This is a genomic window from Chryseobacterium sp. LJ668, assembly GCF_019613955.1.
In the GTDB taxonomy this organism is placed as follows: domain Bacteria; phylum Bacteroidota; class Bacteroidia; order Flavobacteriales; family Weeksellaceae; genus Chryseobacterium.
On record NZ_CP080443.1, the window covers coordinates 1,584,705 to 1,609,472 of the forward strand.

Here is a 24,768-nt window from a genome sequence, read left to right on the forward strand (position 1 = left end):
GTGACCTTTGATAAACAGAAGCAATCTGATGAGATTTTCTACAGAAGATTTAATAGAAGGAATACAGTCGGGCAATAAACGCCTGATTGCGAAAGCTATTACCTTAGTCGAAAGCAAAAAGCCTGAACATCGGGAACAGGCAGAAGATCTGCTCAAAAAAATTATGCCTCTTACCGGAAATTCAATCCGGGTGGGGATTACAGGCGTTCCGGGAGCTGGGAAATCAACTTTTATAGAAAATTTCGGAAGGTTGGCTATTGTAAATGGAAAAAAAGTGGCGGTTCTTGCTATTGATCCCAGTTCGGCAATTAACAAAGGAAGTATCTTGGGTGATAAGACCCGAATGGAAGAATTGGCAAAAGAAGAAAATGCCTTCATTCGTCCTTCGCCAAGTTCTGGCTTTTTAGGTGGAGTAGCCAACACTACTTTTGAAACGATGCTGATCTGTGAAGCTGCCGGTTATGATTATATTTTAATTGAAACCGTGGGAGTAGGACAATCGGAAGTTTTGGTTTCCGATATTACTGATGTTTTTTTATTTCTGAAAATTGTCGGCGGTGGCGATGAGCTTCAAGGCATTAAACGTGGCATCATGGAAATGGTAGATGTCATTTTCATCAACAAGGTGGAAGAAAGCAATCTGCAAAAATCAAAAAATACAAGACTTGAGCTGAAGCGTGCTCTAGATTTTCTTCCCTCTAAAGAAAAAGACTGGAAGGTTCCTGTATTATTAGGTTCAGCACTTAATAATGAAGGTCTGGAAGAGGTTTTCCGTAAAATCAATGACTTTATAGATTTAAAAAAGAAAAAGGAACGTTTTGAGCTTGTACGAACTCAGCAATCTGAAAAACGCTTTGAATACTGGGTTCAGGAATATATTTTAAATATGATGAAGCGGAATGAATCTTTAGAGGAAGCTTATATTCAGCACAAAAAAAATGCTTCAGCATTGGTTTCAAACCCAAGTACTGAAGCAAAATTATTTGTTGAAAAATTTCTTAATAATAAATAACATTATTTACTATTTGTGGGCTTAATCTCTTCGTTTTTAGAAATATATCCGTCATAAGTAATAGGCTGTCTGTCGTTACTCCTTATCGAGGTAAATGCTTTACCGTTTTTATACACTTCAATATTGATATCTGAAACATTATTCACGTCGTTGGGTTTAATTTTAAAAATCCAATTTCCTTTTTTACTCTGAGATTTTGTAACTGTATAATCTTTTGAGGTAAATCTATAGCTGTTATCAGAACGCCCATAGGTGGAATTAAAAGCGCGTCCAAAATAAGGTAATACAACTTCCATTTTTTCCTTTTTTAATTCGATCGAATAACTTCCTGCATCCAACTGAAGAATTCTTGTCGACGGATTGTTGGGCATAGAACCAAGAGCATTGATCACATCATAATTCATCGGATTGGCCCTTTCTGCATGAAAGGTAAACTCCTCTGAACTCACTAGTGAGTTGACGATCTGAGAATCTGCTGTATTTTGTGCAGAGCAGCTTTGAAGCGATAATATTAATGTGAAGATTGATAATATGGTAAGATACTTTTTCATAATTGTTATATTGTTTGAATAAGATAGCAAAATGTATGCAAATCTAATATTTAAATTTATTTTGGAATAGATATTGTAAGGTTGAAACTATAATACGCAATACAATGAAAATTACACATCTTTTAGGAATAGGAGCAACAGCATTAGCAGTTGCAGCATGTACGACAAATCCTATAACGGGGCGATCTTCTTTACAGATTGCGAATAATTCTGAAATTGAAGCCATGGCTTTACAGCAATACAGACAAACTCTGACTGAATCTAAAGTTGTTACAGGATCACAGGCCCAGAGTGTGAAAAATGTTGGAAACAGAATTAAGAATGCTGCCGAAAAATATTACGCAAGTATAGGGCGAAGTGCCGATTTGGCAAACTATAAATGGGAATTTAACCTTTTGCAGGATAAGCAAATTAACGCCTGGTGTATGCCTGGTGGAAAAGTTGCCGTATATTCAGGTATTTTACCTATTACCAAAGACGATACAGGATTAGCCGTGGTGATGGGTCATGAAGTTTCTCATGCTCTGGCTGGGCATGGTAACGAAAGAATTTCTCAGGCAATGGTGGCACAAGGGTTGGGTACAGCATCTGGCTTGGCGATAAAAAATCAAAAAGCTGCAGCGATTTTCCAGACTGTATATCCTATTGGCTCGCAGGTAGCATTGTTGAAATATGGCAGAAATCAAGAATCTGAGGCCGACAAAATGGGCTTATATCTAATGTCAATGGCGGGTTATGACCCAAGACAGGCTATACCTTTCTGGAATAGAATGGAAGCATCATCGTCAGGAGCAAGACAGCCGGAGTTTTTATCTACCCACCCAAGTCCGGGAACTAGAGTACAAGGAATTCAGAATGATTTGCCACAGGCTTTGGCATATTATAAAGCTGCCGGAGGAAAAATTTAATTGAAATAGTTTAAGACTCATCACCAAAATACAATCTTATGAAAGGCATTTCAATAACAGGACTTATACTTTTAGCAGTATCAGCCTTGCTCTTTTATCTGACAACGGATTTTACTGTTAATAGAATTGAAATTTCTCACGTAATGGGAGTAATGGCAGGAATCGGAATTGGTCTTATCATTGGTGGAATGATTGGTTATGTAAGCAAAGGCTCGGCGATTAAAGCTGAACAGCAGAGAAAAGAATTTAAGCAACTTCAGAAAGATAAAGAAGAACTAGAAAAACAAGCGGCAATTATTGCACAACGCGAAGCAGAGCTTGAATATCAAAATAAAAATCCTCAAATTTAATTTGAGGATTTTTATTTGTATTTATGTAAGATTAGAATTAAAACTTATATCCTACACCAAGCATAAAAAGACTTGATCTGTTGTCGTAGTCAATCTCCTGACTCGATCCTGCAATATTATTGATGAATTTTCTCTGATCTTTTGAAAATGCACCTTCATATTTTGCAGAAAGAATTACTTTTTTAATTTCACTTTGGAAACCCAGCTGATAACCAACCGTAAACTCTTTAGCATCTACCTTTTGTACAAAATCTCCGAAGTTATCGCCTTTTGCCAGATTAAAGCTTCCTACGGGACCAGCATAAGCACTTAGCAAATCTCCTAAAACATTCACACCCACCAACACAGGAATATCTATTCTGCTGCTTTTTGCTTTGATGGTAGTCTGAGCTGAATTTACGTCATTCGCTACTGTAAACTCATTGCTGAAATTGGTGTAGTAAATCTCAGGCATAACATATAATGCTGTTGGTAAATCGATTTTTAAAGATAAACCTGCATTAAAGCCGGTAATATTTTTTCCTTCCTGTTCTACAGCATTGGTAGCAGCAGTTTTAAGATTTTTCCATGATGCTGAGCTTGTCGGGATCAGAACATTTGCCTTTGCTGCCAAAGAAATCTGCGCTGATGCAAAAACTGAAAAGCTTACTAATGCGATACTAATTATCTTGTTCATTGTCGTCAATTTTAGTGATTGTATTATCTAATGAAGTCTTATTGTTGTCAAGTAAATACTCTCTTAATTCTTTAAATAATTCGGATGAATAAACGAAATCAATCAGATTTTTATTTCCTGCAGTGATCAGAATATCTTTATTACCCTCCCATTCTTTAATCCCTAATCTTAAATAAACAATTTTCTCGCCAATTGTCATTACCGAGTTCATATCGTGAGTGTTGATAATGGTGGTAGTATTGTATTCTTTAGTGATTTCAAGTAGCAAATCATCAATTACATTTGATGTATACGGGTCTAGGCCTGAATTGGGCTCATCACAAAACAGGTATTTTGGGTGGTTTACAATTGCTCTCGCAATGGCAACACGTTTCTGCATACCTCCTGAAATTTCAGACGGAAATTTTCTGTTGGCTTTATCTAAATGTACTCTTCCGATTACTTCAAAAACTCTTCTTTTCTTTTCTCTAAAGGTCAGGTTAGTAAACATATCCAGAGGAAACATGATGTTTTCTTCCACGGTTAATGAGTCAAACAATGCACTTCCCTGAAATAACGTTCCGATTTCTGATCTCAGCTGCTGCTTTTCTTCACGATTCATCACATTGATATCCCTCCCGTCAAATAAGATTTCTCCGGATGAAGGCTGATAAACATTCAATAAACTTTTAAGGAAAACTGTTTTTCCGGAACCACTTTGCCCAATAATAAGGTTGGTTTTTCCTTTTTCAAATGTAGTCGAGATTCCTTTAAGCACTTCGACATCACCAAAACTCTTTTTAAGATCTTTTACCTCAATCATCAGCTTAATATTAATTGTGTTAAAATTAATTCGGAAATAATGATAAAAACCATTGTCCAAACCACGGCCTGTGTACTTGCTCTACCTACTTCGAGTGAACCACCTTTTACGAAATATCCGAAATAAGATGGCACTGTAGCAATAACGAATGCAAATACAGTTGTTTTTGTAAAAGCATAAATGACAAACAGATTGGGCATATACATCTGTATACCGGAAACATAATCTGCTGTCGTCCAATTACCCGTAAGAATACCTGCTAAATAACCACCGGCAATACCAAAAACAATACTGATTGCAATCAGTAGGGGGTTAAAAATCATACAGGCTAAAATTTTCGGAAGGATCAAAAAGTTCGGTGAATTTACTCCCATAATATCCAAAGCGTCAATCTGCTCAGAAACACGCATGGTACCAATAGTTGAAGCGATGTATGAACCTACTTTTCCTGCTAAAATTAAACTGATAATGGTTGGTGCGAACTCAAGTACCAAAACTGCTTTTGTGGCATATCCTACAAATGAAGGCGGAATCGGGAATGATGATGCATCAAAATTGTTAAACATCTGGATGGCAACAACTGCTCCTACGAATATTGACGTGAAAATCACCAACCCAAATGAGTTGACTCCCAAATCATTAATCTCTCTCATAAAAAGCTTCCAAAAAACCCTCATTTTTTGAGGTTTCTGAAGAGATTTACCAATGAGGATCATATATTCTCCGATGGCTGTAAAAAACTTTTTTAACATTCTGCTAAATTAGACTATTTTTTATTATTTATCTGGCGTTTTTGTCTCCTCTAATTACCAATATAATGGTTTTCAAAATGATAACCAAATCCAGCACAAAGCTCCAGTTTCTGACGTAAAACGCATCTGCGAGTATCCGTTTATTCATTTCTACCTCCACATTTCCCGAATCTCCACGTAAACCACTTACCTGTGCTAAACCCGTAATCCCGGGGTTGGCTAAACTTCTTAGAGTGTACCTTCCAATTTTCGGTTTGTAATAATTGTCAACCGCCAACATATGGGGTCTTGGCCCTACAACAGACATTTCACCTTTCAAAACATTGATAAACTGAGGCATCTCGTCAAGACTTGTTCTTCTCAAAAACTTTCCAAGTTTGGTAATTCTTGAATCATTATTGCCCGTCGTTTTTGTGGCCGACTCATCATTCACAATCATTGTTCTAAATTTAATACAATTGAAAACCTCTTCATGAAAGCCATATCTTTTCTGAACAAAAAAAACAGGACCCTTGGAGTCTTTTTTAATTAAAAAAGCAATGATAGGAAACAGCCATGAACAAATCAAAACTAAGACCAATATTGAAAATACAATGTCAAAAGTTCTCTTCAGCAGAAATGTAGAATAAAAATCCAAAGGATATTTGGCCTGATTAAGAACAGGCTGTGTCTCAATATATTCTAAGTCAAAAAACAGATAATCGTTTTGCGAAATATTGGGAATAAGAGATATATGTACTTTGTTAGCTTCTGCCAACCTGAAAATTTCATCTCTTGTATCGTCTGAAAAAGTATTTGTTGTGGGAAGGAATAATGTATGTATGCCGTTTGACTTCCAAAATTTTATAAGGCTGTCAGAATCGATTTCCGAAGAATTATAATTAAAAATTTTATAACCGTAATCTTTTCTCTCTTTGATGATTTTTTTGAGAACTTCCATTGTACCGTCGTCGTAGAGGAACATTACATTTCTATGATTGATTCCCAATGAGCGAAGATATTTTATTCCAAAATAAACCAATGATTTTGTTAAGACGATGAAAAAGAAGAAATAGAGTGAGAGCCATGTAAGTTCTGAACTGAAAAACTGATTGTTGCTGACTTTTCTGATGAGCACCAGACCAATCATAAATATCAAAAAATGGATGATTAATCGTTCTATAAAAACAATATAGGTGAGATTTCTGCCAATATTGTAAATTTTTGTTCTTCCGCTTAAAAGTATCCAGAAAGAAACCAGGAGCAAAAGGGAAAATAAGTTTTGCGACCACAGATCTTGGTCATGAATCAGATCTTGATTTCTGCTTAAAAAGAAGAATATAAATACGCATGCAATCACCAAAAGGTCAAGCAATATGATAATCGATTTTAAATATCTGGAGTATCTGATTCTTTGCATCTACTTTTTTTAGGATACAGAGGCTAATCTAAGAAAATTTTATGGAATATTAAGATATTTATGGGTCTGAACTGATGCCTGCCAGCGCGGGTTAGCAAGAATAAAGTCTGTGATTTTCGGATATATTTCTTCACGCTTGCTCCATTCACTCTGAAGATAGAGCCTGCAGCTTTCTGAGACTTTTGCAGCCTGCTCCTGAGCAAATTTTAAATCATTATTGTTAAAAATAATCATTTTCAGTTCGTGTGCTTTAGCATAGATTTCTTCTTTTGGAAGTCCTGTTTTCTTAGGAGAAAGTGTGATCCAATCCAACTGTCCGCTCATGGGATATGCTCCGGAAGTCTCAATATGTACAGTACATCCTAATTCTTTTAGTTTTGAAGTTAAAATATCTAAATTCCACATCAATGGTTCACCTCCCGTCAAAACAACGATTTTACAATGTCTTGCGGCGGTTTCTGCAATTTCTTCAGCATTAATAAGGGGATGTAATGCAGGATCCCAGCTTTCTTTCACATCACACCAATGGCAGCCGACATCACAACCTCCCAATCTGATAAAATACGCTGCTTTTCCGGTATGAGCACCTTCGCCCTGAATGGTGTAAAAATGCTCCATCACCGGGAGCATTTTACCTTCTTTTAATAATATATCTTCTACTAAATCCATTTCCAATTAGTCGTTATAGACTGAAGTTTTGTAGGCAATGATGGTATTCTTCATCAACATTGCTCTTGTCATAGGACCCACTCCTCCAGGTACCGGCGTTATCCAGCTTGCTTTTGCTGCGCAGCTGTCAAAATCTACGTCACCAGCCAGATAGTATCCTTTAGGAGAATCGTCGTCTACTCTTGTAATACCTACATCCACAATTACTGCTCCGTCTTTGATCATTTCACCTTTTAAGAAGTGAGGATCGCCTAAAGCGGTAATTACAATGTCTGCTTTCTTTGTGTATTCTTCGATATCTTTGGTGTAAGAGTGTGTAAGAGTAACCGTTGAGTTTCCCGGGAAATCTTTTCTTCCCATTAAAATACTCATGGGTCTTCCGACAATTTTACTTCTTCCTATGATGACACAGTCTTTACCTTTTGTCTCAATATTATATCTTTCAAGTAAAGTTAAAATTCCAAACGGAGTGGCTGGTAAAAACGTGTCCATTTCCAAAGCCATTTTCCCAAAATTTTCCGGGTGAAAACCATCAACATCTTTTCTGGGATCGATCGCCAAAATAATTTTTTCCTGATCAATCTGTTCTGGTAAAGGCAGCTGTACGATAAAGCCGTCTACAGATTTATCTTTATTAAGCTCCTCAATTTTCTCAAGCAATTCAGATTCTGAAACCGTACTTGGAAATTTAACCAAGCTCGACTGAAATCCTACTTCCTCACAGTCTTTTACTTTAGCATTTACATAAGCCTTACTGGCCCCATTATTTCCTACAAGGATTGCAACCAAATGGGGTGCTCTTCTCTTGTTTTCAAGGATTCTTTCTACTTCAACCTTGATTTCTGCTTTTATTTCTTTGGAAACTTTTAGTCCGTCAAGAATTTCTGCCATTTTACTTTTATTAGATATTATTTACTTTTTTTCTGTAATATAATGATATCCTGAAAATCTCTGTCAGGATGTTTTCTGGAAAAATCACTCCAAAAGCCTTTTATTTCATCTACTTTCTCCAGTCCGCTTGCATGTATCATTTCCAAAAGTTTTTCATTTTCAATGGCAATGTTTGCTTCTTCAAGATTTTCATCCAAAAGACGGTATCCTTCCCGTAAAAAAGGGAATTTAAAGCCGGGAAAATTTTCTAAATTATCACTTTTATCGTAGGTGAAAAATGTGGCGCAACACCATCCGTCGTCTTTAAGAACTCTGTGGATTTCGTTTAAATAATTCTGAATATCTTCAATTTTCATGTGTGTAAAAACAGAAAAAAGAAATGCTTTGTAAAAACTATCATCATTATAGGGGAATTTAAAATTTCCCGATTTTGTCTGGTACGAGTTATATAAAGAATTATTGAGAGGAATATATTTAAAATTAAAATTCGGAAATCTTTTATGTATGTTTTTGTTGCACCATTCAACACCTTTTTTTACTACGTCAAAACCTTCATATTTTCCGTGGTGGTTTAAAAACTTAGTGAGAGGTACTGCTGTTCTGCCGATTCCGCTTCCAATATCTAAAACACTGTCGCCTGGCTGTAGATGGATATATTTTTTAAGCAAATGCAACTGGTTTTCTCCTTGTTTTTTAAAATCTCCGGAACCAATAAAAATATCTCCTTTGGGTGGAGTCAGCTTATCCCTATTTCCAATAATCTTCTCAAAAATATCTACAGGAAAATAATACATTTTCCTGGCATAAAACCTAAATTCCGGAGAAAGCTTATAATAAAGATTTCGTTTAATCATTTTAATTATTTGAAATTTTTATAATAATTAATCAATCCATTGGTAGAACTGTCATGAGTACTGATGGTCTCAGTATTTTCTAATTCCGGTAAGATCTTATTGGCTAAGACCTTTCCTAATTCAACACCGAATTGGTCAAAGCTGAAAATATTCCAGATTATACCCTGTACAAAAATTTTGTGCTCATACAAAGCTATGAGCTGACCTAGTGAAAATGGAGTTAATTCATTGAACATAATTGAATTAGTAGGTGTATTTCCGTGGAAGACTTTATAATTTATCAAGAAATCAATTTCGTCATCAGATTTTCCTGCAGCTTTTAATTCTGCCTCCACTTCTTCTTCCGTTTTTCCGAAGGCCAATGCTTCAGTCTGAGCGAAAAAGTTAGCTAAAAGCTTATCCTGATGATCAGAAAGCTTGTTAGGACTTTTCGCGTACGCAATAAAATCAGCAGGAATCAGTTCTGTACCCTGATGAATCAGCTGATAGAAAGCGTGTTGTCCGTTGGTTCCAGGTTCACCCCAGATGATAGGTCCGGTTTCATATTCGACAAACTCGCCGTTTCGGTCTACACATTTACCGTTACTTTCCATATCACCTTGCTGAAGATATGCTGCAAACCGGTCTAAATATTGAGAATAAGGTAAAATGGCATATGTTGTTGCCGCATAAAAATTACGGTACCAGATTCCTAACAATCCCATTAAAACAGGAACGTTTTCTGAGAAATCTGTATTTTTAAAATGCTGGTCTGTATTTTCAGCACCTTTCAATAGTTGTTCGAAATTTTCATACCCAACAGAAAGCACAATGCTTAAGCCAATTGCGCTCCAGAGAGAATATCTTCCGCCAACCCAATCCCAGAATTCGAAGATATTTTCTTCTGCAATTCCAAACTCTTTAACTTCTTTTATATTAGTAGATAAGGCTACGAAATGCTTTGCTACGTCTTCCTGTTTCCCGGCTTGTAAGAACCAGTCTTTGGCAGAGCGGGCATTGGTCATCGTTTCCTGTGTCGTAAACGTTTTGGATGCAATGATGAATAAAGTGGTTTCAGGATTTAAGTTCTTTAAAACTTCAGCAATATGATTACCGTCTACATTGGATACAAAATGAACATCTAGTCTTGTTTTGAAATGTTTCAGAGCCGAAACTACCATTACGGGTCCCAAATCTGAACCTCCGATTCCGATATTTACAACATCAGTAATTTGTTTCCCGCTAAACCCTTTGTGATCTCCTGAAATAATGCTTTCAGAAAAAGATTTCATATGATCAAGCACCCTTTTTATCTGAGGTTTAATATTTTCGCCGTCAACCAAAATTTCGTTATCGGAAAAATCCCTTAAAGCGGTATGTAAAACTGCTCTTCCTTCTGTTTCATTGATCTTATCTCCCGAAAACATTTTAGAAATAGCATCTTTCAGCTGACATTCTTCTGCTAAATTCAGTAAAAGCTGTTTTGTTTTTAAGTCAATCAGATTTTTAGAATAATCAAACAGATAGTTTTCTTTTTTAACTGAAAACTCTTCAAAACGGTTTGTGTTGTATTGAAAAAGGCTTCTCAATTCAAAATCAGTGTTTTCAAAGTGCTCGTCAAGTGCTTTCCAGCTATCGGTTTGTGTAGGATTTGTTTTTGATAACATATAACAGAAGTGATTATAGGATTAAGAATTATTTTGAAACTAATTCTCTAAATCATATTTATTTAAATTCAATCAGCAAATTTACGGATTTTTCGTACAATGAGGTGAAATTGATGGTTAAAAATCCATCTGCAATTAAAAGAATCGCGGAATTCTTTCAATTTAAATAAATTAAAAGAAAACCTCTACAAGGTGCAGAGGTTCAATAATTATATATATGAATAACCAAAAGGTTAGGATGCCGGATTTAGTCTTTGCTAATGGATAATGATTTCTTGTTAGATTTATTTTTTCGGTAAAAGTAAAAGGTGAGACCTGCGATAATTACAATAGGCCAAATAGTAACCAACCCCACAAGAATTTTCTGAATTAAATAAAAGCCCTCCACAAAAGCGTTTTTAATGTCATATACAAAATTGAATTTATATTTGTTGTCAATACTTTGAGAATTGCTCACTGCAATTTCTGCAATTCTAAGTTTCGGTTCTTTGATGTAGATATCGACAGTGCTGTATTTCAGATGATCAGTCACATCCATATTAGCCAATTGTTGTTGGTTTTCTTCTGACATATTTTCGTTGCTCATATTCACTTTGTCTTTATTAGTTTTGAGCTGAGAAATATTTTCGCTGGTTTTTTTGATCCTTTTTCCTTCCAGCTCTGCGTATTTGATGTCTGCGGTCACATCTTCAGCATTGATCATTCGGGAATTCAGGAAAAGTTTTTTATTGTTGATTAGAATCAGAAGTTCACCAAGTTTTTGTGTGGGAACCCTTACCTGCATGGTGTTCTCCGTCTGATATTTTTTCACAAGCATTGCTTCTTCGCCCGACGTATTAAAAGTTTCTTCAGAAATAATATTGGTGTGCAAATTGCTGTGTGTAACAAACCCGCCCAATTCCTGAACAGATTTTTCCATCGAAATTGTGGCATCATACACATCTTTTACTTCCATGTTGACGTTTGCGGTTTTGACAAATTGCTTGTCTTCTACTTTCATTGTTGCTACTGAAGAAACACTGTCGGATATAGTCGCTACGGAATCTGTTGTAGCATAAGCTTCAAGATCGGATGAAGAAACTTCTCCTTTTTTACATGAATAAATACCCATTAAAAGTGTTGCTGCAATTGATAATCTGACGTAAGAGGTTTTCATAATATTGATTTTTAAATGTTTGCTTACTTCAAAGTTCTGTCTGAACCGTTTGTAATGTTTGAAAAACTCACGTAAAAAAATTGTAAATAAAATAACGGCGTATGTATCTTTAAATCAAATACTTGTAAAATTGGGTTTGTGTTTGGTGTGGTATTTCGGATTGATTTTTGCTTAAATTTTACAAATAAAAACCATTTCATTATGTCTAAAACTTTTTCAAAAATCAGAAATGCCATAGAATTATTTAAAGCAATCGATTTTGATCAACTGGGCGAGATCTCACAAAAGGTTAATCTACCAAAACTCATGGAGAATTTTTCTAAGCTGGATGATAAACAGCTCAGTGGAATGATGAAAATGCTTGACCCGAACAAAAAGAAAAAAGAGCTCCCGCCGGTTGATGGAGATTTTTACGACATTTATCATACACTGACGCCTGAACAAAGAGAAATTCAGCAGAAAGTGAGAGAATTTATGGAAAAAGAAGTGAAACCTCTGGTTAATCATTATTGGTTGCGGGATGAGTTTCCTCATGAATTGATTTCAAAATTTCAAAAGCTTGATATTTGTGGAGTAACGTATGAAGGATATGGCTGTAAAGGAATGCCCTTTCTCATGGAAGGAGTGATTGCTATGGAAATGGCTAGAATTGATGCGTCGATTGCCACCTTTTTCGGAGTGCAATCTGGTTTGGCGATGGGCTCCATATATATTTGTGGTTCTGAAGAACAGAAACAAAAATGGCTTCCTCAAATGCAGAAATTTGAAAGAATAGGAGCTTTTGGTTTGACAGAGCCTGAAGTAGGTTCCGGAGCAGCAGGCGGCTTGACGGTGACCTGCAGAAAAACTCCCGAAGGCTGGTTTTTGAACGGACAAAAAAAGTGGATTGGTAATGCTACATTCGCAGATGTCATCATTATCTGGGCAAGAGATTTAGACGATGGTGAAGTGAAGGGTTTTATTGTAGAAAAAGACAATCCGGGATATTCTGTAGAAAAAATAAGAGGAAAAATGGCATTGAGAATCGTTCAGAACGGTTTGATAACATTAAAGGATTGTTTGGTACCTGAAGAAGACAGATTGCAATACGCAAATTCATTTAAAGATACCGCAAAAGTTTTAAGAATGACAAGAGCCGGCGTTGCATGGATGGCGACCGGATGCGCAAGAGGTGCCTATGAAAGCGCTTTGGATTACACCCGGAAAAGAGAACAGTTCGGAAAACCTATTGCTTCTTTTCAAATGATTCAGGGACATCTGGTTGAGATGCTTTCTAATCTCACCGCCATGCAGACGATGGTTTTCAGATTGTCTGAAATGCAGGATGAAGGAATTTTGCTTGATGAGCATGCGTCTCTGGCGAAAGTTTTCTGTACCATGAGAACACGCGATATTGTTTCAAGAGCAAGAGAAGTCCTCGGCGGAAACGGGATTTTACTTGAATATGATGTCGCCAGATTTGTAGCTGACGCAGAGGCAATTTATTCTTACGAAGGAACGAAAGAAATCAACTCACTGATTGTCGGAAGATCCATTACGGGTTTCAGTGCATTTGTATAAAAGTTAGTGGTGAATTGTGGATTTTACTTTGCATATGAATTTAAATTTGACGTGCAAAGCAGATTGACAATTCACCACTCATTTTTTATTTCACTAAAGCGCTGTATTTTTCTTTATTGTCTATAATCATCCAAAGATTGATAAGGAATAAAATTCCCGCAATTGCCATTCCCTGTGTAGATTTATCAATAGTAACCATATGGAGAACAATTCCTACCATGACCGGTAAAATCACAATAGCTCCCAGAGCACGAGTTTTCGGAAAGATGAATAACAGTCCGCCGATAATTTCCACCGCTCCCACTAAAGGCATTAACCAACTGATCTCTTCAAATGCCGCAAAAAGCTTCATTTGTTCAGGTGTTGGTTTCGGCATCGGCATGTAATTAAAAAATTTGTTTAATCCGGAGTTGATAAACATTAATCCGAAAAGCAAGCTAAGAATAAATTTTACAATTTTCATGATATCGATTTTTTTTCAAATTTAAATAAAAATTTGACCCGCTGATAAAATTGCAATAAATTTTCATTTTAAATTATTGATTATCTACATTCTAATCGATTTCTTTTAAAGTGATATTCTTTGAAATTTTGTAACTCTTTTTCTTTTTGTTTGGCTTTTCATCCTCACCCAGAAGGTTTCCCCATGGTCGTAATCCTTCTACTCTTTCAAAAATAATTTTTATAATCGCAATGGCAGGGATACAGAGAAACATTCCGGAAATTCCCCATAAATGTTCACCTAAAAGAATTCCGATAAAAGAAAATAAAGCATTGATTTTTACTTTCGAACCTACAACGAACGGAAGAATAATATTTCCGTCTATCACATGTACGATAACATACCCTATTGCTACATAAACGCATGTAGAAACTGTTCCGGTAGCAAATGCAATGAAGCACGAAATCAAAAGTGAAATGCAGATTCCGATGTAGGGAATTACATTTAATAATCCGGTCAGAACACCTAAAAGTATCGCATATTTAACCCCTAAAATGGTAAGTACCGTTGTAGATAAAACAGATACAATTAATACCTGAAGACATAGACCGATAATGTATCTTTTTGTCATCACTCTTACTTCAGAGACGACTTCCTGAACGCTTGTTTTATGCTTTTCATTGAATACATTGACGATGAAGTTATTTAAGATCCTTCTGTAATTTAAAATAAAGATGAAAAATAAAATGAAGAATGCTAAAAATCCTAAACTTGAAGAAAATATTCCTAAAGTAAATCCTAAAATTATTCCTGAAGAAGACAAAAGTTTGTTCAAACCCTGATCGAGATAATCAAGCTGCTCATCAATTTTCACATTAAAAGTATGCGAAACCCAACTTTGGAGGTTATGAAATACCATATTAAACTGTTTCGTCAGATGAGGCAGATCTCTGCTGAAGCTCGAAATTTGGGAACCGAAGAAAAAGATGAGCCCCGTAAGCATTACCAGCATCATCGTTACAGAAATAATGGTAGAAAATGACCTTGGAAATTTCATTTTTTTTTCCAGAAAATTTGCGATAGGCAAAAAAAGCATGGCCATCAAAAAAGCAAGGAAAAAAGGAGCCAGGATACTCTGTCCTAATTTTATAAGATACCCTATTCCGATGATTGAGACGACTGCAAGCGCAAGTTTAAGCAGGAAAGGAAGTTTAAAAAAATTCATAATTAAAATATGTGATGGATAAAAATAATAAAACCTCACCGTTTATCGGTGAGGTTTTTAGATATATTCTTAAATAATTATTTTTCGATGGCCAGTTCCAAAACTTCGGTCATCCAATTAACGTAATTGACTTGTAAATTTTTCAGATAATCCTGTTTTATTTCTTCGACGTCTTTTCTGTTGGCTTCACAAAGGATCACCTCTTTTATTCCGGCTCTAGTTGCGGCAAGCAGTTTTTCTTTAATTCCGCCTACAGGAAGCACTTTTCCTCTTAGAGTAATCTCGCCGGTCATTGCAAGATGAGGTCTTACTTTTTTATTTCTGAATGTAGAAACCATCGAGGTTAGCATAGCTATTCCAGCAGAAGGACCGTCTTTCGGGGTTGCGCCTTCAGGGACGTGTACATGGATGTTTTTCTTTTCAAGATCATCTTCCGTAATTCCTAAATCTTCATGTTTGGCTTTAATATATTCCAGAGCAATCGTTGCAGATTCTTTCATTACTGTTCCCAGATTTCCGGTCATCGTAAGGTTGCCTTTTCCGTTGCTGATGATGCTTTCGATAAATAAAATATCGCCGCCAACGCTCGTCCATGCTAATCCGGTTACTACTCCGGGAACATCTGTCAATTCAGATAAACTTTTCGGTCTCGGAACTCCCAGAATTTCGTCTACTTTTTCAACAGAAATTTTAGCATCATATTCTCTCACCAAAGCAGTTTGCAGAGCTACCCATCTTGCAATTCCTGCAATTCTTTTTTCTAAAGTTCTCACACCGCTTTCAGAAGTGTGGGCTTCAATGATGTGTTTTAGTTCAGCGTTTCCTAGTTTGAAAGATTTTGCCGTTAAACCGTTTTCTTCCTGCTGTTTTTTAATTAAATGTCTTTTAGCGATCTCTATCTTTTCCTCCAAAGTATATCCTGCAATCTGAATGATCTCCATTCTGTCCAAAAGCGGAGTCTGAATTGTTGATAACGAGTTTGCGGTTGCCAGAAACATCACTTTAGACAAATCATAACCCATTTCAAGGAAATTATCGTAGAAAGCATTGTTTTGTTCAGGATCAAGAACTTCAAGAAGAGCCGAACTAGGATCGCCATGCATTCCTTTTCCTACCTTGTCGATTTCGTCTAAAACAATCACAGGATTTGATGTTCCCGATTTTTTAATGGACTGAAGAATTCTTCCGGCCATCGCACCGATGTACGTTTTTCTGTGACCACGGATTTCACTTTCATCATGCAGCCCGCCCAGAGAGACGCGAACATATTTTCTTCCCAATGCATCGGCAACAGATTTACCTAGAGAAGTTTTACCAACTCCCGGAGGTCCTACCAATAATAAAATAGGGGATTTCATGTTGTTTTTAAGTTTCAGAACAGCCATGTGCTCTAAAATTCTTTTTTTGATATCTTCCAAACCGAAATGTGCTTTGTCTAAAACTTTTTCAGCTTTTTCTATATCGAAAACGTCTTTGGTAAATGTTTCCCACGGAAGGTCAGTGAAAAAATCAAGATAGTTTCTCTGAACATTATAATCCGGAGAATTCGGGTTTTGTCTTTGTAGCCTGCCGATTTCTTTCTGGAAATGTTCTTCCACTTCGGGTTTCCACTTTTTTTCGCTGCCTTTTTTTAATAAATCTTCTACATCACTTTCCGGACCGCCACCCAATTCATCCTGAATAGTTCTGATCTGTTGGTTCAGAAAATATTCTCTTTGCTGCTTGTCAAGATCTTTTGATGTTTTTTGATGGATCTGATTTCTCAGCTCGAGCTTTCTGAAATCTTCGTGCATCATTTCGTAGCACTTTTTGGCTCTTTCAAGCAAACTTTTTTCTTCCAGGAGTTTTTGTTTCTCCAGATAAGGAAAACTAGCATTCGTACAGATAAAATTCAGTAAATCATCATTATTGTTGATGTTTTTGATTGCAAAATTAGCTGCATTCGGAATGTTTGGATCTAGATCAATTATTTTTAAGGCTAAATCTTTTACATTTTCCAGTAAAGCCTCATATTCCTCCTTATTTTTTGCCTTAGTATCTTTGAGTCTTGTGATTTCTGCTTTAAAATAAGGCTGGCTGTCGGTAATTTTTTTTATTTTAAATCGATGAAAGCCCTTGGTAATTGCTGTAACGTTTCCTTCAGGAAGTTTAATAATCTTTATAATCTTGGCTAAGGTACCGATCTGGTAAAAATCTTTTTCTGCCGGTTGCTCAATATCAGAGTTTTTCTGGCTTACTATTCCAATGAAATCGCCGTTTTGCTGCGCCTCTTCAAGAAGCTGTATAGACGTTTTTCTTCCTGCAGTAATCGGGATAACCACGTTGGGAAACATCACCATATTTCTTACCGGAAGTATCGGGAAAATGATTTGCTCAGAGTTTTTTGCGCTTTCGTCAATATCAGAAAGATTAATCTCTTCGGCTACAATATCAAATCCGTTGCCTAAGATTTCATCAAAATTTATATCTTCAAATTCTGTCATAATAAGTTAAATGACAAATTGTCATTTATAGTTTTAATCGTTAAAGGATAAATCAAAATATGTTTAATAAAAGCTTTACATATAATGTGTACGTAGTTTTGACAATACCTATGCCATTTGTTTTTTAGTAAAAAATACGGTCAAAATTTCCATATCATGAGGTAAAAAATTTTAAAAATTAAAAAAACGTCTTATATTTCTGTAATTTCTTAAAAATGTGTATTTTCGCACACTGATATAAAACTATATTTATAAAATGGCAATTTTAGGACAAATTAGGAGTAGACCTTGGCTTTTGATGGGAATGATCGCACTGGCGCTGTTAGCGTTTTTGGTAAACCCGGAAAGTCTCGATAAAGTTTTTGGAAAAAATCCTGATGTTTTAGGGAAAGTAAATGGTGAAAAAATTACCCGTGAGGAGTATAATGACCAGCTTTTCGTACTACAGCAGCAAGCTGAGCAGCAGCAACAGCCAAAAAATGGACTTGAAGAACAGGCTTGGCAATTGCTTGTACAATCGAAACTTGTAAAGCAGCAGTTTGAAAAAATGGGATTTGAAATGACAGACGATTTGTTCTGGAATCAGATTCAGTTTGATCAGATGTTTGCTCAGAACCAACAGCTTTTTGACGAAAAAGGCAATTTCAAACTTCAGGAATTGAAGAAAGAAATTGAGACTTTACAGAATACAAACCCTGAAGGATACAATCAATGGCTGAAAACCAGAAAAACGATTGAATACAGAATCATGGCAAGACAGGTTTTTGCTAATGTTTCTGCAGGTATCACTACAGGTAAGAAAGAAGCTGAAGAATTGATGAAAGAAAGAGATCAGCTTGCTGATATCGATTTTGTGAAAGTTGATTATGCTTCTTATATTCAAAAAAATAAAATTAAAGCGACTACTCAAGATTTATCAGATTACATCAGTAAGCACCCTGTGATGTTCAAAACAGAACCGAGCAGAAATCTTGGTGTTGTGTTTTTCCCTTCTCTGCCGAGTGCGGCAGATGATGCTGCAGTGCAGAAAGAGATCACAAAAATATTCTCAGTAGGTACAGACGAAAGTAACGGAAAAGAGAACTTTATCAACACTACAAACGATTCTATGTTTGTAATGGCAAATTCTGATATTCCTTTCAATAACCAATATGTTCCGGCTAATCAAATGCCTCAAGGAATAAAAGGACAAATTGAAACTGCTGCAATTGGTCAGACTTTTGGTCCGTACAAAGAGCAGAATTTATACGTTGTTTCTAAACTGATCGACAAAAAAGCGTCAGATTCTACATTATCTAAGCATATCTTAATTGCATATAAAGGTGCTGAAAGATCTACAGCAACAAGATCTAAAGAACAGGCAAAGAAAATTGCTGACAGCTTAATGGCTGTAATTAAAGGAAATCCTGCAAAATTTGCAGAAGGTCTTAAATTATCTGATGAACCAAACGCCGTTGAAAGAAATGGTAGTGTTGGCTGGACGACGCCTCAGAGTCAGTTTGCTCCTCCATATTTAGCTTTCCTGGCAAACAATGCTAAAGGAGCTACAGGTTTAACTGAAACAAGTTTTGGTTTCCACATCATCAACGTTGAAGATAAAAAAGCAGGATCAATGGGTTATAAAGTAGCTCACCTTGTAAAATCTATTAAGCCTTCAGAAGCTACTGAAGCTATAGTTGATAAAAACTCAAGAAGATTTATTCAGCAGGTTCAGGGTAAATCATTCAATGATTTTGTGAATATTGCCAAAAAATCAAACTACCAATACTCAAACGCAAAATCTGCTAAGAGATTTGATGGTCAGCTTCAAGGTTTAGGAACTGATAAAGATGGTGAAATCATTGCGTGGGCTTTTGATAAGAAAAGAGAAAAAGGAGATTCAGAAATTTTCACTGTTGACGGAACTGGCGATAAAATCGTTGTTTACCTAAACGGAAAACAGGAAAGAGGCCTTGCTGATCCGGAATCTGTAAGAGATCAAATTGAAACAATCGTAGTTAATAAAAAAGCAGCTAAGCAAATTTCTGATAAAATAGGTAAGGCAGCGAGCCTGGACCAGGTTGCTAAAACTTTTGCTACTTCTAAACAATCTGCACAGGTAAATATGTTGAACCCATCAGTAGCGGGTGCAATGGAGCCTAAGGTTGCCGGTGCTGCATTCGGTGTTAAAAAAGGTGTAGTGTCTAATCCAATCGAAGGTGGGACAGGAGTATATGTTTTAGTGAAAAAGAACGAAACGATCAATAAGCAGCCGGGAGATGCCAAACAATTTACAGAATCTGTTACACAGAGAAATGCAGGAATGTTTGGTCAGGCTTGGTTAAAGAGCTTGCAGGATAATGCAGATATCGATGATTACAGAATCGAAATCTGGAGCAAACTGGGGAATCAGCAATAAGTGATCTAATATCAATAATATAAAGTGGCAGAGTTTTTGCCACTTTTTTTTGCGTTTAACCCAAAGCAATACAGAAAAACATTAATTTAAATGTACTATATTTGCTTACTAGAAAAAATAAAAAAAGTGAAGTTCAGTAAAGAAATAAAAGCCGGTTCAATAGGTATTCTTGCCATTGTAGGCTTTGTCATTTTGTTTCAATTCATGAAAGGCAGGAGTCTTTTCACTACCGATAATATATTTTACGCCAAATATGATAACGTTGAGGGTCTTACACAGTCTTCACCGGTTTCGATTAATGGCTTAAAGGTTGGTCAGGTAGACAAAATTACTCCGCAGACATCAAAAGATGGTAAAATTCATTTTATCGTAAAAATTACTGTAGATGATAATTTTGAATTTTCGAAAAATTCTAGACTTGAAATTTTCGAACCGAGTTTAATGGGCGGTAAGGAAATGAGAGTCAATCTTGCCTATGGCGGATCAACAGCTAAAGACGGTGATACTTTACAAGGTGCATTCAAACTTGGTATGATGAACAGTCTTTCTTCTCAGGTAGGTCCCGTTAAAGATCAGCTGCAAGTCGTTTTACATAGAGTAGATTCTTTAATGGTGAATGCCAATCAGGTGATGAATGAGCAGAACAGAGAGGAAATAAGACTTTTGCTTCATAACCTTAATAAAACGGTTGGTGCATTACAGACTACAGCCGGAAGCGTAAATCAGTTGGTTGGAAACAACGATCCGAAGCTTCAAAAAGTTCTGGATGATGCAAGCATTACCATGCAGACCGGTAAAGTAACTTTAGACAAGTACGGAAATCTGGCCGAAAGTATCGATACCAAACAACTGAACCAAACGATTGCCAATCTTGATGCAACGGTAGGAAAACTAAATAGTGTAGTTTCAGGAATAGATAGAGGGGAGGGAAGTTTAGGTAAAATTATGAAAGACGACCAGTTGTATAATAATCTGAACGCCGCATCTAACAATTTAAATGCTTTGATAGAGGATTTAAAAGCTAATCCTAAGAAATACGTTAATTTCTCAGTATTTGGTAAGAACAGTAAAGACTAATAAGGCTTATGCAATATCTTGACAATATTATTTTTCTGATTCTATTAGTTGCAGGTTTTGGGTTATTCGGAAAAAGCCTTTCTAAAATTTATAGAAATATCAGGTTAGGTAGAGAAATCAATCGCAGCGACAGAAAGCCTGAACGCTGGGAAACAATGACTCGTGTTGCGCTTGGACAAAGCAGAATGGTAAAAAGACCTATTGCAGGTATTCTTCACCTTTTTGTATATGTTGGTTTTGTAATCATCAATATAGAACTGATCGAAATCGTTGTTGATGGTATCTTCGGAACCCATCGTTTTCTTGCAACGATATTCGGGCATACTTTTTATAATATTTTCACGGTAACTCTTGAAGTTTTAGCGATTCTTGTCGTTATTGGCGTTGTTTTATTTTTTATCAGACGTAATTTTTACGGTGTTAAGCGATTGACAATGAAAGAGCTTTTCGGATGGCCAAAAAATGATGCCAATTGGATTTTGATCATCGAATTTGCTTTGATGGTAGCTTTCTTCTCAATGAATGCCGCAGATCATCAATTGCAAGGTGCTTATGCAGCCCATCCCATTCCTGGAAGTTTCCCAATCAGCGGAATTTTACTGGGATGGTTTTCTGGTTTTAGCGAACCAACGTTACATTTGATAGAGAGAACAGCTTGGTGGTTTCACTTCATAGGAATTCTATTTTTCATGAATTACCTTTATTATTCTAAACATTTACACATTATCTTGGCGTTTCCGAGCACTTGGTATGCAAACTTAGACTTATACGGGAAGTTTAATAATTTAGACTCAGTAACCAAAGAAATCAAATTAATGATGGATCCCAATGCAGATCCTTATGCTGCTCCGGCTGAAGGTGATATTGCTGAAGCTCCGTCTAAATTTGGTGCAGAAGATGTGTTTGATTTAAACCAGGTTCAGTTGCTGAATGCCTATTCTTGTACAGAATGCGGCAGATGTACTTCTGTATGCCCGGCAAATATTACCGGCAAAATATTGTCTCCGAGATTGATTTTAATGAAAACAAGAGATCGTTTGGAAGAAGTCGGAAGAAATATTGATAAAAACGGAAAATTTGAAGATGACGGCAAAAAATTGCTGAATGATTATATCACAAAAGAAGAGCTTTGGGCATGTACCACGTGTAATGCATGTACGGAAGCTTGTCCGGTATTGCTTGATCCACTATCTATCATTTTCGACATGAGAAGATTCTTGGTGATGGAGCAGTCGGCCGCACCGCAGGAGCTAAATCTGATGATGACCAATGTCGAAAATAATGCTGCACCATGGCAATATAATCAGGCAGACCGTTTGAATTGGGCAAAAGATTAATTAGAAAATGAGATAATTTGAATAGTACAATCAATTATCAATCATCACTTATCATTAATAAATCATGGATTTCACTATAAAAACAATGGCAGAATATGCTGCCGAAGGAAAATCACCAGAAGTTCTGTTTTGGGTTGGCTGTGCCGGAAGCTTTGATGACCGTGCAAAAAAAATCACCAAAGCATTTTGTAAAATTCTCAATAAAATAGGGGTTGATTTTGCTGTACTCGGACAGGAAGAAAGCTGCACCGGTGATCCTGCAAAACGTGCCGGAAACGAATTTGTTTTCCAGATGATGGCATTGACGAATATTGAAGTACTGAATGCTTATGAAGTTAAAAAAATCGTCACGGCTTGTCCACATTGTTTCAATACGATTAAAAACGAATACCCGAGTTTAGGTGGAAATTTTGAAGTGATTCATCATACGCAGTTTCTGAAACAGCTAATGAATGAAGGCAGACTGAAGATAGAAGGTGGCGCTTTTAAAGGTAAAAAAATCACTTTCCACGACCCTTGTTATCTTGGCAGAGCAAACGGTGAATATGAAGCGCCAAGAATGCTTCTTGAAAAACTGGATGCCGAATTAGTCGAAATGAAACGTTGCAAGACCAATGGTTTGTGTTGCGGTGCAGGGGGCGCACAGATGTTCAAAGAACCTGAAAAAGGAAATAAAGATATCAACGTAGAAAGAACTGAAGAAGCTTTGTCTTTTGAACCAAAAATCATAGCAACAGGCTGTCCTTTTTGTAATACCATGCTGACGGATGGTGTGAAGCATTTCAATAAGAATAATGAAGTAGAAGTAAAAGACATTGTAGAACTTTTGGCTGAGGCTGAAGATTTGTAAGTGAACCAAATTCCTTTTATACGAATCTGTAATGAAAATACAATGGAGACTTGCTTTTTTAGTTGTACTTTCTGTATTAATATATCTTACGGTTAGCAATTACAAAAACAGAGTTTATGACTGGGATATGCCGGGATATCTTGCTTGTCTTTATGAATTAGAGTTCCCAAATTCCGCAGAGAAAGTACATCAATTAACCTATTCGTCTATAAAAAAAGAAGCTTCACCGCTTCAATATAAAGATATCTCAGGACTCGTAATACCTAATAAAGCAATACAGTTTTTTGAAAAGAATCCTAAAGGACTGAGTGAGCAGATTCCTTATTACAAAATCAAAGTAGGTTATAATTTGGTGATTTTGGGGCTATATAAATCAGGATTTTCGGGTCCGCATTCTGTCTTGTTGGTGAGTTGCATTTTTTATTTTTTATCAGGACTTTTACTTTTTTATATCTTACAACAAATTTTTCCTCAAAACTATATTATAGCATCTGTATCTACTTTGGTGATAGTTTTATTGCCAACAGCGAAATTTATGGCAAAAACTCCCAGTCCGGATATGTTGGGATTTCTTTTTTTACTGCTTTTTGTTTTGGCTTTATTTAAAAAATGGAACCAATGGATTGTATTTTTAATTTTATTACTTACCATTCTTATCCGCCCGGATTACATTATTTTTGCCCTGACTTATTTGTTAACAGTAATCTTTTTCAGATTTATTAAAGAAAATAAAAAATTTGATTTTAACCTTGTTTTTCAAGGTATTTTATTGACAGGAATATATATCTTCATCTTAAAATATTATAGTTATCCAGGTTGGAAAGATCTTTTTTATGATACTTTTATCGAAAGAAGACCATTGATCTCTGCGCAGCAAGCCAATTTTTCACTACATGCTTATCTGGAAATTCTTTTTAATAAGTTTATCTATTTTAAGAAAGTCAGTGTGTCAGCATTGCTGATTTTCATATTTATTTTTTATTTTTCCAAAGATTTTTATGTACGTTTGATTTCTTTCTTCCTTTTTGCGAATATTTACATTAAGTTTTTAATCTTTCCGGATTCTGCTAGCGTAAGATTTTTTTTTGGTTTTATAATCCTTCTTTTTTTGATGCTTTTATATGCTTTGAGCAAAAAATATAATGGCTTTCAACTCAACAAAATTGCGTAATTTTACTCTTTAAAATTAGTTTAAGATGAAAATTGAAGAATCAAATATAGTAGAGGCAGAAGATTACAGAGTGATTATATATCCTGCTTCAAGAGCTTTTACAACCAAAGAAGCAAAAGTAATTACCGAAAAACTGTATGATTTTCTTGCCGGCTGGGCTGCCCACGGGAAACCGCTTTCTTCATCATTTAAAATCGAAAAAAATCAGTTTATTGTAATCTGTGTAGATGAAGAAAAAGAAATGGCTTCAGGCTGCAGTATTGATGCCTTAGGAAAGATCATGAGAGAAATCGATGAAGAATATCAATTAGGATTGTTTGACAGAATGAAAGCCAGCTTCATAGAAAATGGCGAAATAAAAACGCTAAAACTTTTAGATTTTAAGAACAAAGTGAGAAGTGGAGAATTATCAAATGAAATAGAGGTTTTCGATTTTTCTAAAAATACATATTTAGAATTTCTGGGAAATTTCCTACTTCCTTTTAATAGAAGCTGGGCTGCCGGTATCAAATAATTTTCTCAGGATTAAATCAAAATCAAGAGAATGCATGAACATTTG

The 24,768-nt window shown here is 35.9% G+C and carries 23 protein-coding genes; 10 read left to right on the forward strand and 13 right to left on the reverse strand.

What is annotated here, in order from left to right:
• Window positions 1-28: 28 nt before the first annotated feature.
• Window positions 29-1,012 (forward strand): methylmalonyl Co-A mutase-associated GTPase MeaB, encoded by a 984-nt coding sequence (gene meaB, locus K0U91_RS07460; protein ID WP_220178962.1) that lies wholly within the window; start codon window positions 29-31, stop codon window positions 1,010-1,012.
• A gap of 2 nt (window positions 1,013-1,014) precedes the next feature.
• Here the strand turns inward: meaB and K0U91_RS07465 are convergent, their stop codons facing one another.
• Window positions 1,015-1,563: a DUF4251 domain-containing protein gene (locus tag K0U91_RS07465; RefSeq protein ID WP_219969696.1), complete on the reverse strand. Its 549-nt coding sequence runs from the start codon at window positions 1,561-1,563 to the stop codon at window positions 1,015-1,017.
• A gap of 104 nt (window positions 1,564-1,667) precedes the next feature.
• Between K0U91_RS07465 and K0U91_RS07470 the strand changes: the two genes are divergently transcribed.
• Both K0U91_RS07470 and K0U91_RS07475 read left to right on the forward strand, forming a co-directional pair.
• Window positions 1,668-2,471, forward strand: coding sequence for a M48 family metallopeptidase (locus K0U91_RS07470; RefSeq protein ID WP_219969695.1), 804 nt, complete (start codon window positions 1,668-1,670; stop codon window positions 2,469-2,471).
• A gap of 38 nt (window positions 2,472-2,509) precedes the next feature.
• Entirely contained in the window at window positions 2,510-2,821 is a 312-nt protein-coding gene (locus tag K0U91_RS07475) for a hypothetical protein (protein ID WP_219969694.1), read from the forward strand.
• Window positions 2,822-2,858: 37 nt separating this feature from the next.
• On the opposite strand, the gene K0U91_RS07480 is transcribed toward K0U91_RS07475, so the two are convergent.
• The 9 genes from K0U91_RS07480 to K0U91_RS07520 all read right to left on the reverse strand — a co-directional run bounded on the left by K0U91_RS07480 (window position 2,859) and on the right by K0U91_RS07520 (window position 11,666).
• A complete protein-coding gene (locus tag K0U91_RS07480; protein ID WP_219969693.1) occupies window positions 2,859-3,497 on the reverse strand; it encodes an outer membrane beta-barrel protein in 639 nt (212 codons plus the stop codon).
• Window positions 3,481-4,299 (reverse strand): ABC transporter ATP-binding protein, encoded by an 819-nt coding sequence (locus K0U91_RS07485; protein WP_219969692.1) that lies wholly within the window; start codon window positions 4,297-4,299, stop codon window positions 3,481-3,483. The genes K0U91_RS07480 and K0U91_RS07485 overlap by 17 nt, the downstream gene beginning before the upstream one ends.
• On the reverse strand, window positions 4,299-5,051 hold the full coding sequence (locus tag K0U91_RS07490) for an MlaE family ABC transporter permease (RefSeq protein ID WP_219969691.1): 753 nt from the start codon (window positions 5,049-5,051) through the stop codon (window positions 4,299-4,301). Before K0U91_RS07490 ends, K0U91_RS07485 begins: the two co-directional genes overlap by 1 nt.
• A gap of 28 nt (window positions 5,052-5,079) precedes the next feature.
• A complete protein-coding gene (locus tag K0U91_RS07495; RefSeq protein ID WP_220178963.1) occupies window positions 5,080-6,450 on the reverse strand; it encodes an exopolysaccharide biosynthesis polyprenyl glycosylphosphotransferase in 1,371 nt (456 codons plus the stop codon).
• A gap of 39 nt (window positions 6,451-6,489) precedes the next feature.
• A complete protein-coding gene (locus tag K0U91_RS07500; protein WP_219969689.1) occupies window positions 6,490-7,119 on the reverse strand; it encodes a 7-carboxy-7-deazaguanine synthase QueE in 630 nt (209 codons plus the stop codon).
• A 6-nt stretch (window positions 7,120-7,125) separates the two neighbouring features.
• Window positions 7,126-8,010, reverse strand: a complete 885-nt coding sequence (locus K0U91_RS07505; protein ID WP_219969688.1) for a bifunctional 5,10-methylenetetrahydrofolate dehydrogenase/5,10-methenyltetrahydrofolate cyclohydrolase — start codon at window positions 8,008-8,010, stop codon at window positions 7,126-7,128.
• A 17-nt stretch (window positions 8,011-8,027) separates the two neighbouring features.
• Complete coding sequence (locus tag K0U91_RS07510; protein WP_220178964.1) at window positions 8,028-8,864, reverse strand: class I SAM-dependent methyltransferase; 837 nt, start codon at window positions 8,862-8,864, stop codon at window positions 8,028-8,030.
• Between the two features lie 5 nt (window positions 8,865-8,869).
• A complete protein-coding gene (gene pgi / locus K0U91_RS07515) occupies window positions 8,870-10,510 on the reverse strand; it encodes a glucose-6-phosphate isomerase (RefSeq protein ID WP_220178965.1) in 1,641 nt (546 codons plus the stop codon).
• A gap of 247 nt (window positions 10,511-10,757) precedes the next feature.
• Window positions 10,758-11,666, reverse strand: coding sequence for a DUF4349 domain-containing protein (locus tag K0U91_RS07520; protein ID WP_220178966.1), 909 nt, complete (start codon window positions 11,664-11,666; stop codon window positions 10,758-10,760).
• Between the two features lie 201 nt (window positions 11,667-11,867).
• Between K0U91_RS07520 and K0U91_RS07525 the strand changes: the two genes are divergently transcribed.
• A complete protein-coding gene (locus tag K0U91_RS07525) occupies window positions 11,868-13,226 on the forward strand; it encodes an acyl-CoA dehydrogenase family protein (RefSeq protein ID WP_220178967.1) in 1,359 nt (452 codons plus the stop codon).
• Window positions 13,227-13,311: 85 nt separating this feature from the next.
• Here the strand turns inward: K0U91_RS07525 and K0U91_RS07530 are convergent, their stop codons facing one another.
• From K0U91_RS07530 to lon, 3 genes are all read right to left on the reverse strand, one after another.
• Window positions 13,312-13,689: a DoxX family protein gene (locus K0U91_RS07530; RefSeq protein ID WP_219969683.1), complete on the reverse strand. Its 378-nt coding sequence runs from the start codon at window positions 13,687-13,689 to the stop codon at window positions 13,312-13,314.
• A gap of 91 nt (window positions 13,690-13,780) precedes the next feature.
• A complete protein-coding gene (locus K0U91_RS07535; protein ID WP_219969682.1) occupies window positions 13,781-14,893 on the reverse strand; it encodes an AI-2E family transporter in 1,113 nt (370 codons plus the stop codon).
• Window positions 14,894-14,970: 77 nt separating this feature from the next.
• Window positions 14,971-17,376, reverse strand: a complete 2,406-nt coding sequence (gene lon, locus K0U91_RS07540; RefSeq protein WP_220178968.1) for an endopeptidase La — start codon at window positions 17,374-17,376, stop codon at window positions 14,971-14,973.
• A 256-nt stretch (window positions 17,377-17,632) separates the two neighbouring features.
• Between lon and K0U91_RS07545 the strand changes: the two genes are divergently transcribed.
• The 6 genes from K0U91_RS07545 (at window position 17,633) to K0U91_RS07570 (ending at window position 24,723) form a co-directional block, all read left to right on the forward strand.
• Window positions 17,633-19,774 carry a peptidylprolyl isomerase gene (locus tag K0U91_RS07545; protein ID WP_220178969.1) on the forward strand — a complete coding sequence of 714 codons (2,142 nt, stop codon included), beginning with the start codon at window positions 17,633-17,635 and terminating at the stop codon, window positions 19,772-19,774.
• A gap of 126 nt (window positions 19,775-19,900) precedes the next feature.
• A complete protein-coding gene (locus K0U91_RS07550; RefSeq protein ID WP_220178970.1) occupies window positions 19,901-20,851 on the forward strand; it encodes an MlaD family protein in 951 nt (316 codons plus the stop codon).
• Window positions 20,852-20,859: 8 nt separating this feature from the next.
• Complete coding sequence (locus tag K0U91_RS07555; RefSeq protein WP_220178971.1) at window positions 20,860-22,188, forward strand: (Fe-S)-binding protein; 1,329 nt, start codon at window positions 20,860-20,862, stop codon at window positions 22,186-22,188.
• A 64-nt stretch (window positions 22,189-22,252) separates the two neighbouring features.
• Window positions 22,253-23,038: a (Fe-S)-binding protein gene (locus K0U91_RS07560; protein ID WP_220178972.1), complete on the forward strand. Its 786-nt coding sequence runs from the start codon at window positions 22,253-22,255 to the stop codon at window positions 23,036-23,038.
• Window positions 23,039-23,069: 31 nt separating this feature from the next.
• On the forward strand, window positions 23,070-24,209 hold the full coding sequence (locus K0U91_RS07565; RefSeq protein ID WP_220178973.1) for a hypothetical protein: 1,140 nt from the start codon (window positions 23,070-23,072) through the stop codon (window positions 24,207-24,209).
• Between the two features lie 25 nt (window positions 24,210-24,234).
• A complete protein-coding gene (locus K0U91_RS07570) occupies window positions 24,235-24,723 on the forward strand; it encodes a hypothetical protein (RefSeq protein ID WP_219969675.1) in 489 nt (162 codons plus the stop codon).
• Window positions 24,724-24,768: the final 45 nt, after the last annotated feature.

Excerpts from the sequence above, each read along its gene's own strand:
- meaB (WP_220178962.1), top strand. The coding sequence starts at position 29 with ATGAGATTTTCTACAGAAGATTTAATAGAAGGAATACAGTCGGGCAAT.
- K0U91_RS07465 (WP_219969696.1), bottom strand. The coding sequence starts at position 1,563 with ATGAAAAAGTATCTTACCATATTATCAATCTTCACATTAATATTATCG.
- K0U91_RS07470 (WP_219969695.1), top strand. The coding sequence starts at position 1,668 with ATGAAAATTACACATCTTTTAGGAATAGGAGCAACAGCATTAGCAGTT.
- K0U91_RS07475 (WP_219969694.1), top strand. The coding sequence starts at position 2,510 with ATGAAAGGCATTTCAATAACAGGACTTATACTTTTAGCAGTATCAGCC.
- K0U91_RS07480 (WP_219969693.1), bottom strand. The coding sequence starts at position 3,497 with ATGAACAAGATAATTAGTATCGCATTAGTAAGCTTTTCAGTTTTTGCA.
- K0U91_RS07485 (WP_219969692.1), bottom strand. The coding sequence starts at position 4,299 with ATGATTGAGGTAAAAGATCTTAAAAAGAGTTTTGGTGATGTCGAAGTG.
- K0U91_RS07490 (WP_219969691.1), bottom strand. The coding sequence starts at position 5,051 with ATGTTAAAAAAGTTTTTTACAGCCATCGGAGAATATATGATCCTCATT.
- K0U91_RS07495 (WP_220178963.1), bottom strand. The coding sequence starts at position 6,450 with ATGCAAAGAATCAGATACTCCAGATATTTAAAATCGATTATCATATTG.
- K0U91_RS07500 (WP_219969689.1), bottom strand. The coding sequence starts at position 7,119 with ATGGATTTAGTAGAAGATATATTATTAAAAGAAGGTAAAATGCTCCCG.
- K0U91_RS07505 (WP_219969688.1), bottom strand. The coding sequence starts at position 8,010 with ATGGCAGAAATTCTTGACGGACTAAAAGTTTCCAAAGAAATAAAAGCA.
- K0U91_RS07510 (WP_220178964.1), bottom strand. The coding sequence starts at position 8,864 with ATGATTAAACGAAATCTTTATTATAAGCTTTCTCCGGAATTTAGGTTT.
- pgi (WP_220178965.1), bottom strand. The coding sequence starts at position 10,510 with ATGTTATCAAAAACAAATCCTACACAAACCGATAGCTGGAAAGCACTT.
- K0U91_RS07520 (WP_220178966.1), bottom strand. The coding sequence starts at position 11,666 with ATGAAAACCTCTTACGTCAGATTATCAATTGCAGCAACACTTTTAATG.
- K0U91_RS07525 (WP_220178967.1), top strand. The coding sequence starts at position 11,868 with ATGTCTAAAACTTTTTCAAAAATCAGAAATGCCATAGAATTATTTAAA.
- K0U91_RS07530 (WP_219969683.1), bottom strand. The coding sequence starts at position 13,689 with ATGAAAATTGTAAAATTTATTCTTAGCTTGCTTTTCGGATTAATGTTT.
- K0U91_RS07535 (WP_219969682.1), bottom strand. The coding sequence starts at position 14,893 with ATGAATTTTTTTAAACTTCCTTTCCTGCTTAAACTTGCGCTTGCAGTC.
- lon (WP_220178968.1), bottom strand. The coding sequence starts at position 17,376 with ATGACAGAATTTGAAGATATAAATTTTGATGAAATCTTAGGCAACGGA.
- K0U91_RS07545 (WP_220178969.1), top strand. The coding sequence starts at position 17,633 with ATGGCAATTTTAGGACAAATTAGGAGTAGACCTTGGCTTTTGATGGGA.
- K0U91_RS07555 (WP_220178971.1), top strand. The coding sequence starts at position 20,860 with ATGCAATATCTTGACAATATTATTTTTCTGATTCTATTAGTTGCAGGT.
- K0U91_RS07560 (WP_220178972.1), top strand. The coding sequence starts at position 22,253 with ATGGATTTCACTATAAAAACAATGGCAGAATATGCTGCCGAAGGAAAA.
- K0U91_RS07565 (WP_220178973.1), top strand. The coding sequence starts at position 23,070 with ATGAAAATACAATGGAGACTTGCTTTTTTAGTTGTACTTTCTGTATTA.
- K0U91_RS07570 (WP_219969675.1), top strand. The coding sequence starts at position 24,235 with ATGAAAATTGAAGAATCAAATATAGTAGAGGCAGAAGATTACAGAGTG.